The organism is Streptomyces sp. NPDC057002 (assembly GCF_042673825.1).
Lineage (GTDB): Bacteria > Actinomycetota > Actinomycetes > Streptomycetales > Streptomycetaceae > Streptomyces.
Window position 1 is genome coordinate 759154 of the sequence record NZ_JBHURZ010000004.1, and the last position, 13414, is coordinate 772567.

Here is a 13414-nt window from a genome sequence, read left to right on the forward strand (position 1 = left end):
CGAACCTGACGGCCGGCGTCCTTAGGTTCCACGTCCATGACGGGAAACCACAAGAACACCACCATCACCCGGCGCCGTGCCCTCGCGGTCGCGGGCGGCACGGTCGCCGCGGGCGGCCTGGCCGCGGCCGGCTACCAGTCGGCCTTCGCGGACACGACGACGACCACGGCGACGGGCACCGCCTCCAGGACCACGGCCACCTCCTCCGCGAGCTCCGGCACCTGCATGGAGCTGATGTCGAGCGTCACGGAGGGGCCGTACTACCTCGACGGCGCACTGGTCCGCAAGAACATCACCGAGGGCAAGAGCGGCGTCCCGCTGACCCTGCGCCTGACCGTCGTGGACGCCACCGACGGCTGCACCCCGGTCCCCGGCGCGGCCGTGGAGATCTGGCACTGCGACGCCTGGGGCTACTACTCCGGCTACACCACCGCCAACCCCGGCGGCTCGGCCCCCGCCGAGAGCGAGGACGGCTCCACGGCGAACGACAAGACCTATCTGCGCGGCTACCAGGTCGCCAACGCCAACGGGGTCGTCAAGTTCGAGACGATCGTGCCGGGCTGGTACACCCCGCGCACCTGCCACATCCACCTGAAGGTCCACACCGGCGGCGCGAAGGAGGACGGCACGTACGAGGGCGGCAAGGTCAACTTCACCGGCCAGCTGTTCTTCGACGACGAGATCGCCGAGTCGATCTTCGCCCTGGAGCCGTACAGCAAGCACACCGGCAGCTACACCAAGCTCGCCGACGACATGGTCTACGACGGCGGCGGCGCGTCCAGCGGCCTGCTCACGCTCGAAGCGGTGCACAAGAAGGACCCGTCCAAGGGCTACAAGGGCTTCCTCACCCTGGGCATCGACCCGGACGCCGAGAACACCGGCGCGGGCAGCGGCGGCGGAGGCGGCACACCCCCGAGCGGCGCCCCCGCTCCCTCGTCGTCCCCTTCTTCCTGAGGTACGGCGATGAACAGCCGTGAGGACGAGTCGCTCGCGCAGGCCGCCGTCGACGCGCTGGTCGGCCAGCTGGCCCTGGCCCCCAAGCCGGGCCTGCCCGACCCGCGTGATCTGACGGCCCGGGCCACCCGCCGGGACCACAGGGCGCTGCGCTGGTCGGCCAGGGCGCTGCTGCCCGGCCTCACGGCGATGGCCGCGGCGGCCCGCCGCACGGGCGAGCCCAGCGCCCGGCTCCGCGCGGACCTGGGCGCGATCGGCCGCTCCACCGAACACACGGTGGGCCTGACGGGCGGGGGCCACCGGGGTGCCCTGTGGACGCTCGGCCTGCTGGTCGCGGCTGCGGCGCTGCAACCGGGGGCGCGACCGGCGGACACCACGGCCCTGGCCAAGCAGCTCGCCGCCCACCCGGACCGCCGCGCCCCACGCCGCCCCTCCCGCGGCTCCACGGTGTCGGCCAAGTACGGCGCGGCCGGCGCGAGAGGAGAAGCCAGGGCCGGCTTCCCTCACGTCCGCCGTGCCCTGACCACTCTCACCACGTCCCGCGCCCGGGGCGCGACCGAGCCTCAGGCCCGCCTCGACGCCCTGCTCACGGTGATGTCCACGCTCCAGGACACGGAACTCCTCCACACGGCGGGCCCCATGGGCCTGCGCCATGTCCAGGCGGGAGCGCGTGGTGTCCTGGAGGCGGGCGGTACGGCGACCGAGCCGGGCACCGAGGCGCTGCGGGCCCTGGACACAGACCTTCAGTCGCGCGCCTGGATCCCCCGGGGCAGCGCCCCTCTACTTGCGGGCACGCTGTTCCTGGATGCCTTGGGGGCGCGGGGAACTGCGCGACAAGCCACGAATCACCCGCAGACGAAACTCAGCCCTTGAGGGAGGCCATCCAAGCCTCCACCTCGTCCGACCGCCGGGGCAGCGCGGCACTCAGGTTCCGGTTCCCACTGTCGGTCACGAGGATGTCGTCCTCGATCCGCACACCGATACCCCGGTACTCCTCGGGCACGGTCAGATCGTCGGCCTGGAAGTACAACCCGGGCTCGACGGTCAGGCACATCCCCGGCTCCAGCACACCGTCGACGTACGTCTCGGTCCGCGCGGCAGCGCAGTCGTGCACATCCATGCCGAGCATGTGACCCGTGCCGTGCAGCGTCCACCGCCGCTGGAGCCCCAGCTCCAGCACCCGCTCCACCGGCCCCTCGACGAGCCCCCACTCGACCAGCTTCTCCGCCAGCACCCGCTGCGCGGCATCGTGGAAGTCCCGGTACTTCGCGCCCGGCTGCACGGCCGCGATCCCGGCCTCCTGAGCCTCGTACACCGCGTCGTAGATCTTCTTCTGGAGCTCGCTGAACCGCCCGTTGACCGGCAGCGTGCGCGTCACATCCGCCGTGTAGTAGGTGTGCGTCTCCACACCCGCGTCGAGCAGCAGCAGATCGCCCGAGCGCACGGGCCCGTCGTTGCGCACCCAGTGCAGGGTGCAGGCGTGCGGCCCGGCCGCGGCGATCGTGCCGTAGCCGATGTCGTTGCCCTCCACGCGTGCGCGAAGGAAGAACGTGCCCTCGATGTACCGCTCGGAGGTCGCCTCGGCCTTGTCGAGGACCTTCACCACGTCCTCGAAGCCGCGCACGGTCGAGTCGACCGCCTTCTGCAGCTCGCCGACCTCGAAGTCGTCCTTGACCAGCCGCGCCTCGGAGAGGAAGACCCGCAGCTCCTCGTCGCGCTCGGCGGTGACCTTGTCGGTCAGCGCGGCCTCGATGCCGGCGTCGTACCCGCGTACGGCCCGCACCGGACCGGTGGCCTCGCCCAGTGCCCCGGCCAGCTCGCGCACATCGGAGGCGGGGATGCCGTACAGCTGCTCCGCCTCGGTGAGGGAGTGGCGGCGGCCGACCCACAGCTCGCCCTGGCCGTCCAGCCAGAACTCGCCGTTCTCCCGGTCGGAACGCGGCAGGAGGTAGATCGTCGCCTCGTGGCCCTCGCCCTTGGGCTCCAGGACCAGGACACCGTCCTCGGTCTGGTTGCCGGTGAGGTAGGCGTACTCCACGGAGGCGCGGAAGGCGTACTCGGTGTCGTTCGAGCGGGTCTTCAGATTGCCCGCGGGGATCACCAGACGCTCGCCCGGGAAGCGCGCGGACAGCGCGGCCCGGCGGGCGGCGGTCTCGGCGGCCTGGGGGACGGGCTCGAGGTCGCGCAGCTCGGTGTCGGCCCAGCCGCTCTTCATGTTCTCGGCAAGCTCGTCGGACACGCCGGGGTACAGTCCGTTCTTCCGCTGCTTGATCGGCTCTTCTTCGGCAGTCTCCGGGGTCTCCGAGAGCTCCTCCGCCACGGTCATCCTCCTCGATACGGCACTGGACCGTCCTCCACTGTACGGCGGCGCGGAAGAGGTCTCAGGGCGATGACGAGGAGCGTTACTCGAACCGCACCGCCAGCAGGACGACATCCTCCGCACCGTCCGCCGCGTCCAGCCCCTCCGGCAGCACGTTCCGCAGGACGTGGTCGGCGAGCGCGCCCGGGTCGTGCCGCAGCGCCCGCGGCACTCCGGCGGCCGCCGCGTGCAGCCGGGCGAAGGCACGGTCGGTGGCCTCGCCGGTGCGGTGCAGCAGCCCGTCGGTGTACAGCAGAACCGTCTCTCCGGGTTCGGCGAGGATCTCCACGCTCGGCGCCTCCCAGCAGGCGAGCATGCCCAGCGGGGCCGAGACCGACGTCTCCACGAACTCCGTGCGGCGCTGTCCGATCAGCAGCGGCGGGCTGTGCCCGGCACCGGCCAGCGTGATCTTGCGGGCGGCCGGTTCGCAGTAGCCGAACAGCGCGGTGGCCGAGCGGGCCGGCTCGGTCAGGCGCAGCAGCAGCTCCAGATCGGACAGGACCGCGACCGGATCCTCCCCCTCCATCACCGCGTACGCGCGCAGGGAAGCCCGCAGCCGTCCCATCGCGGCGACCGCGCTGGGCCCCGACCCGGTGACGGAGCCGACGGCCAGACCGAGGGCGGCGTCGGGCAGCGGCAGCGCGTCGTACCAGTCGCCTCCGCCGCGCGGGCCGGTGCGGTGCCTGGCGGCGAGCTGGACGCCGGACACCCGCGGCAGCCGCGACGGCAGCAACTCGTCCGACATCGTCGCCATGGCCGTGCGCGTGCGCTCCAGCTCGAGGAGCCGGGCGAGGTGTTCGGCGGCGTACCGGGCGTACAGGCCGACGAGGTGGCGCTGCCGCTCGCCCGGCTCGGCGGGTTCGTCGTAGAGCCAGACGGCGGCCCCGAGGCGGCCCGCGGTTCCGGTGCACAGGGGGAGGGCGTAGCTGGCGGCGTAGCCCAGCCGGGCCGCGACCTCGCGGTGGCGGGGATCGAGCCCCTCCGCGGCGAACAGGTCGGGCTCGGCGATCCCGTCCTCGCCGCCCGGCAGCCCGTCGAGGATCCGGCCGTAGGACAGGGCGCTGCGCGGCACGGTCTCGATGTGGCCGAGGTCGGCGCGGGCCAGGCCCAGGCCGATGGTGGTGTCCGGGCCGAGGCCGTCTCCGGGTTCCAGTACGACGAGGCCGCGCCGGGCGCCCACGAGGGCGGCGCCGGCCCGCAGCACTTCCTGGAGCGCCTCGTCGAGCGCGGCCGTACGGGCCAGGCGTTCGGTCAGCTCGTGGAGGGTGGTGAGGTCGGACACCCAGCCGGCGAGACGGTCCTGCAGCACCGCGCCGGGTGGGGCCGGGGGGTTTGCGGGGACGGCCGGGGAGGTACCCGGCGCGCCGGGCGCGACAGTGTGTGCGGGTGCCGGAACCGTTGAATCGATTCCGGCCACTTTCGGAGGGTGCGGGGCGTTCATGGTCTCCGGCCTTCCGACCGGCGCGTACTGCTCAAAAGCATCGCAAACCCCCATGTCATTCTGCGCCGCCAGCAGTGTCTCCACATGTACACGCACTCGTGAGGAGATGTCCAGCATTGTCCTGCCGGGATTCCTGGTGTCCGTGAGGTCGGAGGGAGTAACTCCCCTTCCTCTTACAGAAATGTAAAGTTGGCCTAAAACTGCCGCAGGGGACGGCTTATTGCGGTCGACTGGGCTTGCTCGACGGAGCGTCACGACGGTCGTGATGGGTACGTACTCGGTGAAGGCCAGGGGTGGTTGGGAATCACCCGGAACCTGGCGACGGACCCGGGCGTCCTATCCACCGACGACCGTGCCCCATCCTCCCGTGGCGGAGGCGGAGAGAAATACGCGCGACGGCAAACGCCATACTTCGCCACCCCTACGCCACGCCCGTGCTTTTGATACACGCAGTATGGGCGGGACGGCCGCGGAGGCAGTCAAAGCTCGACCCATTGGGGTTCCCCCTGCTCACGGCAGGGGTGTGATGCGCCAACAGGTACGCACAGTGAAGTGATCGACACATGTTGTGATGTGGACCACGGTGTTGCCAGGCGTGCAACGGAAAGGAACGAGCGCTCATGCGCGAGATCCTCGGAAGGCGACGCAGGCTCCTGTCCAAGCGCGGTGACGGGACGCCTGAGCTGATCGGCGCGGCCCTGACCTACGCGACGGAATGGCAGTGGCCCGTACTCCCGGGCGTGGCGGCGGACCCGCAGGGGCTGGGCCGCTGCGGCTGCCCCGACCCCGAATGCACGGTGCCCGGCGCGCACCCCTTCGACCCCGGCCTCCTCGCGGCCACCACCGACGGGCGCATGGTCCGCTGGTGGTGGGGCAACCGGCCGACGGCGCCGATCGTCATGGCCACCGGCGGCAAGGCGCCCTGCGCGGTGTCGCTGCCCGCCCTGCCGGCGGCCCGCGCCCTCGAGGCGCTCGACCGCATGGGCATGCGGCTCGGCCCGGTCGTCGCCTCCCCCGCCCGCTGGGCGATCCTCGTGAAGCCGTACTCCATGGAGCAACTCGGCGAACTGCTCTACACCAAGGACTTCGTGCCCGGCTCGCTCCGCTTCCACAGCGAGGGCGGCTATCTGGCCCTGCCGCCGTCCGAGACGGGCCAGGGCGAGATCCGCTGGGAGCGGGCGCCGCTGCCCGGCTCCGCCTCGCCGTGGGTGCCCGATGTCGAGGCCGTGGTGGACGCCGTGGTCGAAGCCCTCACTCGTACGGGTGTGAGCGCGCCCGAGTTCTAGGACCGTCGGGCGCGCCGGGCCCGGCGTCGGCCTCGGGGCGTTAAGTTCCGGGGTCATGCCGCGTCATGCCCGGGACGGCTCCCGGGACCCCCGAAAGGCCAGACTGCTCGCCCTCGCGGGCGTCGTGGCGGTGTGCGCGGTCGCGCTGCCGCTGGCGGTGGCGTCCGCGGGATCCGTACGCGGTGGCCCCGCCTCCCGTCCCGTACATGACGAGGTACGTCCCGGCCCGGGCGGTCCCTCTTCAGGCGCCGACGACAAGGCGCTCGGGGCGTCCGGAGCAGCTCCCTCCGCCGTTCCCACCCTGCCCACACTCGGCCAGGGCCTGGCGACCGCCGTGCGCTGCGGTCCCGAAGTCTCCTCCCCCGACGGCATCGAGGCACAGACCTGTGTCGTGACGCAGGGTGCGCGGACCTGGGCGCGGACCTACTACCGCAACGCGACCGGCGAGGCGCTGGACGCCGTGCTGACCCTGATGGAGCCCGGCGCCCGGACCGTGCGGATGACGTGTGCGGTGAGTGCCGATGACGAGCCGCGGACGTGCGAGACGCCCCGGGAGCCGGTGCGCGGGAATCTGGCGGCGTACACGGCGGTCGCGGAGTTCGCCCGGCGGGCGGGAGAGGGTCCGCTGCTGCTGCGCTCGGGAAGCAACTCACCGGCGTGGACGGGCAGTTGACGAGCGGCTGCGTTCAGTGAACGGTCGCGAAGACGAAAAGACCCGGTTGCTGGCGACGGGGGATGCACCAGCAACCGGGCTACAGGAACGGTAACAAGAGATCGGCGGTTCGCAAATTCGATCTCTCCCTTTCCAGTCACCGACTGGCTTGTCTCCAGCGGGAGTTGTGAAGGGAGTTACCGAACCCGGTGGCGCATGTCAGCTGAGCGTGACCTGCCGGTTGGTGAGGCCGCCGCGGGCGCGGCGCTCGTCCGGGGTGAGCGGCTCTTCCGTGGCCAGGGCGGCGGTGAGACGCTCGGCGAACTCCGCCGCCGGCTTCTCCACATCCTCGGCCGTGACCCCGCTCGGCAGGTCCCACACCGGCACCGTGAGCCCGTGAGCGCGGAAGGAGCCCACCAGGCGGGTGCCCTCGCCGAGGCTGGAACGGCCCGCCGCGTGCAGCCGCGCGAGAGCGTCCAGAAGCTGCTCCTCGGCATGGGGCATGACCCACCGCAAATGGTTCTTCTCCGGCGTCTCGCACCAGTAAGCGGCGTCCACGCTCTGGAGCTTGACGGTCGGGATGGCCGCGGCGTTGGCCCGCTCCAGAGAGGCGGTCACCTCCGGCGTGGCGTTCTCCGTGTCCGGGACCCAGAACTCGAAGCCGCTGTGCACTTCTGGCTCGAAGGTGCCCTCCGGGTCGAGCAGATCCTGCAGCCGCGGACCGCCGGCCGGGGCGCGGCGGCCCTGCACGGGCGTACCGGGCTGGGCCTCGAGGGCGCGCTGGAGGGTGTCGGCGAGGTCGCGGCTGATGTCGCCGGACGAGGTGTCGTTCTGCAGACCGAGCAGGACCGAGCCGTCGTCGCGGCGCAGGGCGGGCCAGGCCATCGGCAGGACCGTGGCCAGCGTGACCGCGGGGACGCCCTCGGGCAGGCCGTCCTTGAGGGGCAGTTCGACCGTGGCCGCCGGGACCAGCTCGCGCAGGGCCACCCAGTCGCACTCGCCGGGCAGGCCCTCGAAGGGGCGGTGCACCAGCTCGGTCGCGGCGTGGGAGGCGGCCCGGCCGTGACAGGCCTTGTAGCGGCGGCCGCTGCCGCAGGGGCAGGGTTCGCGGGCGCCTACGACCGGGACCTCGCCATCCGTGATCTGCGGGCGCTTGGCCTTCGTCTGGGGTCGCTTCTTGGCCATCGATGGGTCTCCCGGTTACGGCTCGTCTCGTACTTTCGCGAGCCTAGCCGTTCAGGCCTCGGGCGACGGGATCCTGTGGACAACACTCGGTCCAGCGCGGCGTACGGGCGCTCAGTCCATGTCGTCGAAGGCGTCCGCGAAGTCGAGCCCGGGTATCTGGGACACCGCGGGGGCCGCGACGCGCGTCACGAAGTCGTCGCGTCGGTGGCCGGCGTCCGGGTCGTACACGTCGTCGTGGACGATGACCCACACGGTGACCTCGCCGCGGATGTCGTCGCGGACACCCCAGTCGTCGGCCAGCGCGGTGATGATGTTCAGCCCGCGGCCGCCGTGCGCCGTGACCGACGGGGTCGCCGGGGCGGGGCGGGTCGGGCCGCCGCCGTCCGTGACCTCGACGATGAGCCGGCCGGCCGGGTCCACACTCCACGCGGCACGGATGTCTCCGTCACCGGACAGGGCGTCGCCGAGAGGCCTGCCGTGTTTGCACGCGTTGCTCAAAAGTTCGGAAAGGATCAGTACGGCATCGTCGATGACCGAATCCGCTACGCCACCGCTGCGCAACTGCGCACGCATACGATGCCTTGCTTTCCCCACGCCCGCAGGGCCATGGGGTACGGCCATGCTCGACGACGTGGGCACCTCCTGTGCCACCACCAACGCCACCCCCGAGACCTCCTTCGCCCCACGCCACGGTGTGGATGCCCCATTGGCCTGAACCGGAAACCGGCCAATCAACGTCCTGTGACGCATTCACCACGATCGAATACGGACCGAACGCGCCGGAGCACTCCCCGTAATCGAGTGGCTTGATTTCTTCGGTGTGGCCGAGACGGGAGGATCCCGCCCGTCAAGGGGTGGGGTCAAGGGGTGTGCGTGGGTCTGATGGGACTTGTGTGCTCGGCCTCAGCGGCCGAGGCGGTTCAGCACGGCGCGCGGACGGTTGGTGATGATGGCGTCGATACCGAGGTCGATGCAGAGATCCACGTCCTCCGGCTCGTTCACGGTCCACACGTGCACCTGGTGGCCGGCCCGCTTCAGGCGCTCCACATAGACGGGGTGGTTGCGCACGATCCGGATCGAGGGGCCGGCGATCCCCACGCCCAGGGGCAGCCGCCCGTCGCGCAGCCGGGGCGAGACGAACTGCGTCAGATAAACCGTCGGCAGGGTCGGGGAGGCGGCCCGCACCCGGTGCAGCGAGCGGGCCGAGAAGCTCATCACCCGCACCCGGGACTCCTCGGCGGCGGCCGGGGCGTCGAGGCCGAACCGCTTCAGCAGGGCCAGCAGCCGCTCCTCGACCTGTCCCGCCCAGCGCGTGGGGTGCTTGGTCTCGATGGCCAGTTCCACCCGGCGCCCGGCATCGGCGACGAGTCCGAGCAGCCGTTCCAGGGTGAGTACGGAGGTCGCCTCACGGTCCTCCGGGGGGTGCTCCCAGTCGGGTTCCTCGTCGCGCCCCTTCCAGGCCTCGCGCGTCTTCCAGGAGCCGAAGTCCAGGGCGGCGAGGTCGGCGAGCTCCAGGGCGGAGACCGCGCCCCGGCCGTTGGACGTACGGTTGATCCGGCGGTCGTGCACGCACACGAGGTGGCCGTCGGCGGTGAGGCGCACATCGCACTCGAGGGCGTCCGCACCGTCCTCGATGGCCTTGGTGTACGCGGCCAGGGTGTGCTCCGGGGCGTCCTCGGAGGCTCCGCGGTGGGCGACGACTTGAATCACATGCTGCCGTGCGTGGGTCACCGCGTCATGGTGCCACCGAGTGCGGGTACGCGTCCGGTCGTACGGACCCGACGGATGCGCAGGCCCGTACGGAGGTGCTGGAATTGCATAGTTTTCGCCATTAATGACCTATATAAAGAATGGCCGCGGACCCACAGCCACCGCTTATGGTGCTCTGACGTCCCGTGGGAAAAGCTGACGGCATACAAAGGGACAAGCACAGCTGTATCGCGCCGGACCGTCGCCAGCGTGAAAAGGCGTGACCGAGTGCGACCCAGGAAAAGCAGCCGTGGATCGAGGAGAGAAGCTGTGAGCACCGAGAACGAGGGCACCGCGGTACCCCCCGCCCCGTCCGCACCCCCCGTGCCGGTGGATGCTCCCGCTGCTCCGGCGCCCCAGGGGCCGTACGGACAGGACGCCCAGGTGCAGGCCGCCCAGGGAGAGGGCGCTTCCGGTGGTGCCGGTCATCCCGGCGACTCCGGTGGTGCCGGCGGTCATCCTGGCAATTCCTCCTCCGCCCCCGACCCCTCCTGGCCGCCGCCCCCGCCCCCGGCCACCCCGTCGTACGGCGACGGCGGTGCCGGATCGTCGTACGGCGACGGCGGTGCCGGTTACGGAGCGGGCGGCTGGGGTTCCTCCTACCAGCAGCCGGCGCCGAAGCCCGGCCGCGGCCGCAGCGGCCTGGTCGTCGCGATCCTGGCGGCCGCGCTGCTCGCGGGCGGTCTGGGCGGCGGCCTCGGCTACACCCTGGCGAAGAACAACGACGAGAACTCCGGCTCCACGACGGTCTCCGCCTCCACCAGCGGCGGCGACCTCAAGCGCGACCCGGGCACGGTCGCGGGCGTGGCCGCCAAGGCGCTGCCGAGCACGGTCACGATCGAGGCCGAGAGCAACAGCGGCGAGGGCGGCACCGGCACCGGCTTCGTCTTCGACAAGCAGGGCCACATCGTCACCAACAACCACGTGGTGGCGGGCGCGGTCGACGGCGGCAAGCTCACCGCGACCTTCCCGAGCGGCAAGAAGTACGACGCCGAGGTGGTCGGCCACGCGCAGGGCTACGACGTGGCGGTCGTGAAGCTCAAGAACGCCCCGTCCGACCTGAAGCCCCTCACCCTCGGCGACTCGGAGAAGGTGGCCGTCGGCGACGCGACCATCGCGATCGGCGCCCCCTTCGGGCTGTCCGACACGGTGACGACGGGCATCATCAGCGCCAAGAACCGCCCGGTGGCCTCCAGCGACGGCAGCGGCAGCCAGGCGTCGTACATGAGCGCCCTGCAGACCGACGCCTCGATCAACCCGGGCAACTCCGGCGGTCCGCTGCTGGACGCGCAGGGCAACGTCATCGGCATCAACTCCGCGATCCAGTCCACCGGCAACGGCGGCTTCGGCACCGGCCAGTCCGGCTCGATCGGCCTGGGCTTCGCCATCCCGATCAACCAGGCCGAGTACGTCGCCCAGGAGCTGATCAAGACCGGCAAGCCGGTGTACGCGAAGATCGGTGCGTCCGTCTCCCTGGACGACAGCTCGGACGGTGCGCAGATCACCGACCAGGGCGCGGGCGGCGCCGCACCCGTGGAGCCCGGCGGCCCGGCCGCCAAGGCGGGCCTCAAGCCCGGCGACGTCATCACCAAGCTCGACGACCGGGTGATCGACTCCGGCCCCACCCTGATCGGCGAGATCTGGACCCACAAGCCCGGCGACAAGGTCACCATCACCTACGAGCGCGGCGGCAAGCAGCAGACCGTCGACGTCACCCTGGGTTCGCGCACCGGCGACAACTGATCCCCATCCGCGCGCACCGACCCGTTACCCTTGTCCCCGCGTCGCCGATCACCGGCCGGCGCGGGGAGGCGTGCCCGAGCGGCCGAAGGGAACGGTCTTGAAAACCGTCGTGGCAGCGATGTCACCGTGGGTTCAAATCCCACCGCCTCCGCGCAGGTCATAGATGTTGCGGGTGAGAGGGGCTGTCGAGCGCGAGTGTGCTCGGTGGCCCCTCTCGCCTGTTCGTTGTGAGAGGGGGCGCGTGAGCCGGCGCATCGTCGTCGTCACCGCTGTGCACGGTCCGTCGGCCCGGTTTCTGGCGGAGGCCCACGGATCTCTGTGCGAGCAGCGGCTGCCGGAGGGCTGGGAGTGGCACTGGGTGATCCAGGAGGACGGGGAGGGGCGGGACGTAGCGCCGTATGTGCCCGATGACACGCGGGTGACGTTCCGGCAGGGCCGGGCCGGTGGGCCCGGGGTGGCTCGCACCATCGCGCTGGCGCATGCCGAGGGCGCGTATGTGAAGGTCCTGGACGCCGACGACCGGTTGCCGCCGGGCGCGCTCGCGCGGGACCTGGCGGTGCTGGAGGGCGACCGCACCCTGGGGTGGACGACCTCGCGGGTGCTGGATCTCCTGCCGGACGGGTCCACGGTGGGGTTCGCGGGCGACCCCGACCAGGGGCCGATCGAGCGCGGGGCGGTGCTCGACCACTGGAAGGCGAACGGCTTCCTCGCGCAGATCCATCCCGCCTCGCTGTGCGTGCGGCGGGAGTTGCTGCTGGCCCTGGGCGGGTGGATGGCCCTGCCCGCGTCGGAGGACACGGGGCTGCTGCTCGCGCTGAACGCCGTGAGCCGCGGGTGGTTCTCGGGGGAGGTGGGGCTGCTGTACCGGAAGTGGGAGGGGCAGGTGACCGGGCAGGCGGCCCATGTGGACCGGGCCGAGCGGGATGCCCGGATGGCCGTCGTGGAGGCCCGGGCCCGGGCGCTGTCGGGGCTGCGGTGGAGCTCTCCGACGGGCGCTGACCGGCGCGCGGGCCCTGGCCTGGGGCAGGCCTAGGGCAGGAGGTCCGTGTGCGGCGGTGCCGTGCTCAGGAGGTCGTGGCGGATGTACCACTCGGTGCCGAGCAGCCGCTCCCGCTCGGGTGCCGGGAGGGCGGCGATCAGGCCCGGGGCGGCTCCTCGTGCCACCTCGGTGCGGTGGGCCAGGACGGCGGCGGTCTTCTGCTCCAGCCACGGGGTGACGTCGACGGTCGCCGTGATCCGGTCGTCGGGGACCGTACGCATCGTCTTGCCCGTGGGGGCCAGGTGCCCGCCCCATGCCCGGAGGGCGGAGTGCGGGTGCGTGGCCAGGTACAGGGCGCTCGGCTGCCAGGGCTCACCCGCGTCCGGGTAGAGGCGTTCGAGCCCGGCGGCGTGGACCGCGAGCAGGGTCGTGCGGTGGGTGTGCACATGGTCCTCGTGCCCGGTCAGGCCGCCGTAGCCGTCGTGGGTGACGACGATCTCGGGGCGGAAGTCGCGGATCTCCGCGACCAGTTCCCCCACCGCCTCGTCGAGCGGGGCGTCGCACCAGCGGGGTCTGCCGGGCGCCGAGTGGGGCACGCGTGAGTCGGCGTGACCGAGCATGCGCGGCTTGCCGGCGCCGAGGATGTGGCACGCCTCGGCCAGTTCCGTGGCGCGTGGGGTGTCCGCCGCCCAGGTCGCGGTGACGACCGCCGTGCGAGCGCCCGCGGCCGCGTGCCGGGCGAGGACGCCGCCCGCCACCAGGGACTCGTCATCGGGGTGGGCGAACACCGCCAGCAGGCTCGGCGACAGCGACGGCATCGGTCCTCGCTACGGCCGGCCCGGCGACGAGGGCGCGTCAGTGATCGTGATGGCCTGGCTGGGGCACTTCTCCGCCGCTTCCAGGACCGTCGGGTCGTCCGTACGGTCCCGGCCAGGGCGGACGACGCCGAATCCGTCGATGAACTCGAAGACCGCCGGGGCCCGGTAGGCGCACTCGGCGGAGCCGTAACAGAGGTCGCGGTCGACAGAGACCTTCATGACCCTTCCCCTGCCCAGCGCGCCGCCGG

13 protein-coding genes and 1 tRNA gene are annotated in these 13414 nt (G+C 71.9%); 7 read left to right on the forward strand and 7 right to left on the reverse strand.

Features of this window, described 5'->3' with window-relative positions; all coding sequences use genetic code 11:
* Window positions 1–36 precede the first annotated feature (36 nt).
* Window positions 37–954: an intradiol ring-cleavage dioxygenase gene (locus tag ACFT32_RS23460; RefSeq protein WP_382492384.1), complete on the forward strand. Its 918-nt coding sequence runs from the start codon at window positions 37–39 to the stop codon at window positions 952–954.
* A gap of 9 nt (window positions 955–963) precedes the next feature.
* Window positions 964–1827, forward strand: coding sequence for a triphosphoribosyl-dephospho-CoA synthase (locus tag ACFT32_RS23465; RefSeq protein ID WP_382492387.1), 864 nt, complete (start codon window positions 964–966; stop codon window positions 1825–1827).
* On the opposite strand, the gene ACFT32_RS23470 is transcribed toward ACFT32_RS23465, so the two are convergent.
* The gene (locus ACFT32_RS23470) at window positions 1817–3280 is read right to left on the reverse strand and encodes an aminopeptidase P family protein (RefSeq protein ID WP_382492391.1); all 1464 of its coding nucleotides are present in this window, start codon (window positions 3278–3280) and stop codon (window positions 1817–1819) included. The two genes, ACFT32_RS23465 and ACFT32_RS23470, sit on opposite strands and share 11 nt — an antisense overlap.
* Before the next feature lie 76 nt (window positions 3281–3356).
* Complete coding sequence (locus ACFT32_RS23475) at window positions 3357–4871, reverse strand: PP2C family protein-serine/threonine phosphatase (RefSeq protein ID WP_382492394.1); 1515 nt, start codon at window positions 4869–4871, stop codon at window positions 3357–3359.
* A 503-nt stretch (window positions 4872–5374) separates the two neighbouring features.
* Between ACFT32_RS23475 and ACFT32_RS23480 the strand changes: the two genes are divergently transcribed.
* Entirely contained in the window at window positions 5375–6040 is a 666-nt protein-coding gene (locus tag ACFT32_RS23480; protein WP_382492397.1) for a bifunctional DNA primase/polymerase, read from the forward strand.
* Window positions 6041–6095: 55 nt separating this feature from the next.
* A complete protein-coding gene (locus ACFT32_RS23485; protein WP_382492400.1) occupies window positions 6096–6713 on the forward strand; it encodes a hypothetical protein in 618 nt (205 codons plus the stop codon).
* Window positions 6714–6911: 198 nt separating this feature from the next.
* Here ACFT32_RS23485 and ACFT32_RS23490 read toward each other — a convergent pair whose 3' ends face one another.
* From ACFT32_RS23490 to ACFT32_RS23500, 3 genes are all read right to left on the reverse strand, one after another.
* Complete coding sequence (locus ACFT32_RS23490; RefSeq protein WP_382492402.1) at window positions 6912–7877, reverse strand: DUF5926 family protein; 966 nt, start codon at window positions 7875–7877, stop codon at window positions 6912–6914.
* 111 nt (window positions 7878–7988) lie between these two features.
* Window positions 7989–8540, reverse strand: coding sequence for an ATP-binding protein (locus tag ACFT32_RS23495; RefSeq protein ID WP_382492405.1), 552 nt, complete (start codon window positions 8538–8540; stop codon window positions 7989–7991).
* Window positions 8541–8780: 240 nt separating this feature from the next.
* Entirely contained in the window at window positions 8781–9608 is an 828-nt protein-coding gene (locus tag ACFT32_RS23500; RefSeq protein WP_382492407.1) for a glycerophosphodiester phosphodiesterase, read from the reverse strand.
* Between the two features lie 288 nt (window positions 9609–9896).
* Between ACFT32_RS23500 and ACFT32_RS23505 the strand changes: the two genes are divergently transcribed.
* From ACFT32_RS23505 to ACFT32_RS23515, 3 genes are all read left to right on the forward strand, one after another.
* Window positions 9897–11369 (forward strand): S1C family serine protease, encoded by a 1473-nt coding sequence (locus tag ACFT32_RS23505; protein ID WP_382492410.1) that lies wholly within the window; start codon window positions 9897–9899, stop codon window positions 11367–11369.
* Between the two features lie 64 nt (window positions 11370–11433).
* Window positions 11434–11520 (forward strand) — tRNA-Ser (locus tag ACFT32_RS23510).
* Between the two features lie 90 nt (window positions 11521–11610).
* Complete coding sequence (locus tag ACFT32_RS23515; RefSeq protein WP_382492412.1) at window positions 11611–12402, forward strand: glycosyltransferase family 2 protein; 792 nt, start codon at window positions 11611–11613, stop codon at window positions 12400–12402.
* Here ACFT32_RS23515 and ACFT32_RS23520 read toward each other — a convergent pair.
* Together ACFT32_RS23520 and ACFT32_RS23525 are read right to left on the reverse strand one after the other, a co-directional pair.
* Complete coding sequence (locus ACFT32_RS23520; protein WP_382492415.1) at window positions 12399–13166, reverse strand: PIG-L deacetylase family protein; 768 nt, start codon at window positions 13164–13166, stop codon at window positions 12399–12401. The two genes, ACFT32_RS23515 and ACFT32_RS23520, sit on opposite strands and share 4 nt — an antisense overlap.
* A 9-nt stretch (window positions 13167–13175) precedes the next feature.
* The gene (locus tag ACFT32_RS23525) at window positions 13176–13385 is read right to left on the reverse strand and encodes a ferredoxin (RefSeq protein WP_382492417.1); all 210 of its coding nucleotides are present in this window, start codon (window positions 13383–13385) and stop codon (window positions 13176–13178) included.
* Window positions 13386–13414: the final 29 nt, after the last annotated feature.

Coding starts and splice junctions, on each gene's coding strand:
- ACFT32_RS23460 (WP_382492384.1), top strand. CDS start 37: ATGACGGGAAACCACAAGAACACCACCATCACCCGGCGCCGTGCCCTC.
- ACFT32_RS23465 (WP_382492387.1), top strand. CDS start 964: ATGAACAGCCGTGAGGACGAGTCGCTCGCGCAGGCCGCCGTCGACGCG.
- ACFT32_RS23470 (WP_382492391.1), bottom strand. CDS start 3,280: ATGACCGTGGCGGAGGAGCTCTCGGAGACCCCGGAGACTGCCGAAGAA.
- ACFT32_RS23475 (WP_382492394.1), bottom strand. CDS start 4,871: ATGCTGGACATCTCCTCACGAGTGCGTGTACATGTGGAGACACTGCTG.
- ACFT32_RS23480 (WP_382492397.1), top strand. CDS start 5,375: ATGCGCGAGATCCTCGGAAGGCGACGCAGGCTCCTGTCCAAGCGCGGT.
- ACFT32_RS23485 (WP_382492400.1), top strand. CDS start 6,096: ATGCCGCGTCATGCCCGGGACGGCTCCCGGGACCCCCGAAAGGCCAGA.
- ACFT32_RS23490 (WP_382492402.1), bottom strand. CDS start 7,877: ATGGCCAAGAAGCGACCCCAGACGAAGGCCAAGCGCCCGCAGATCACG.
- ACFT32_RS23520 (WP_382492415.1), bottom strand. CDS start 13,166: ATGCCGTCGCTGTCGCCGAGCCTGCTGGCGGTGTTCGCCCACCCCGAT.
- ACFT32_RS23525 (WP_382492417.1), bottom strand. CDS start 13,385: ATGAAGGTCTCTGTCGACCGCGACCTCTGTTACGGCTCCGCCGAGTGC.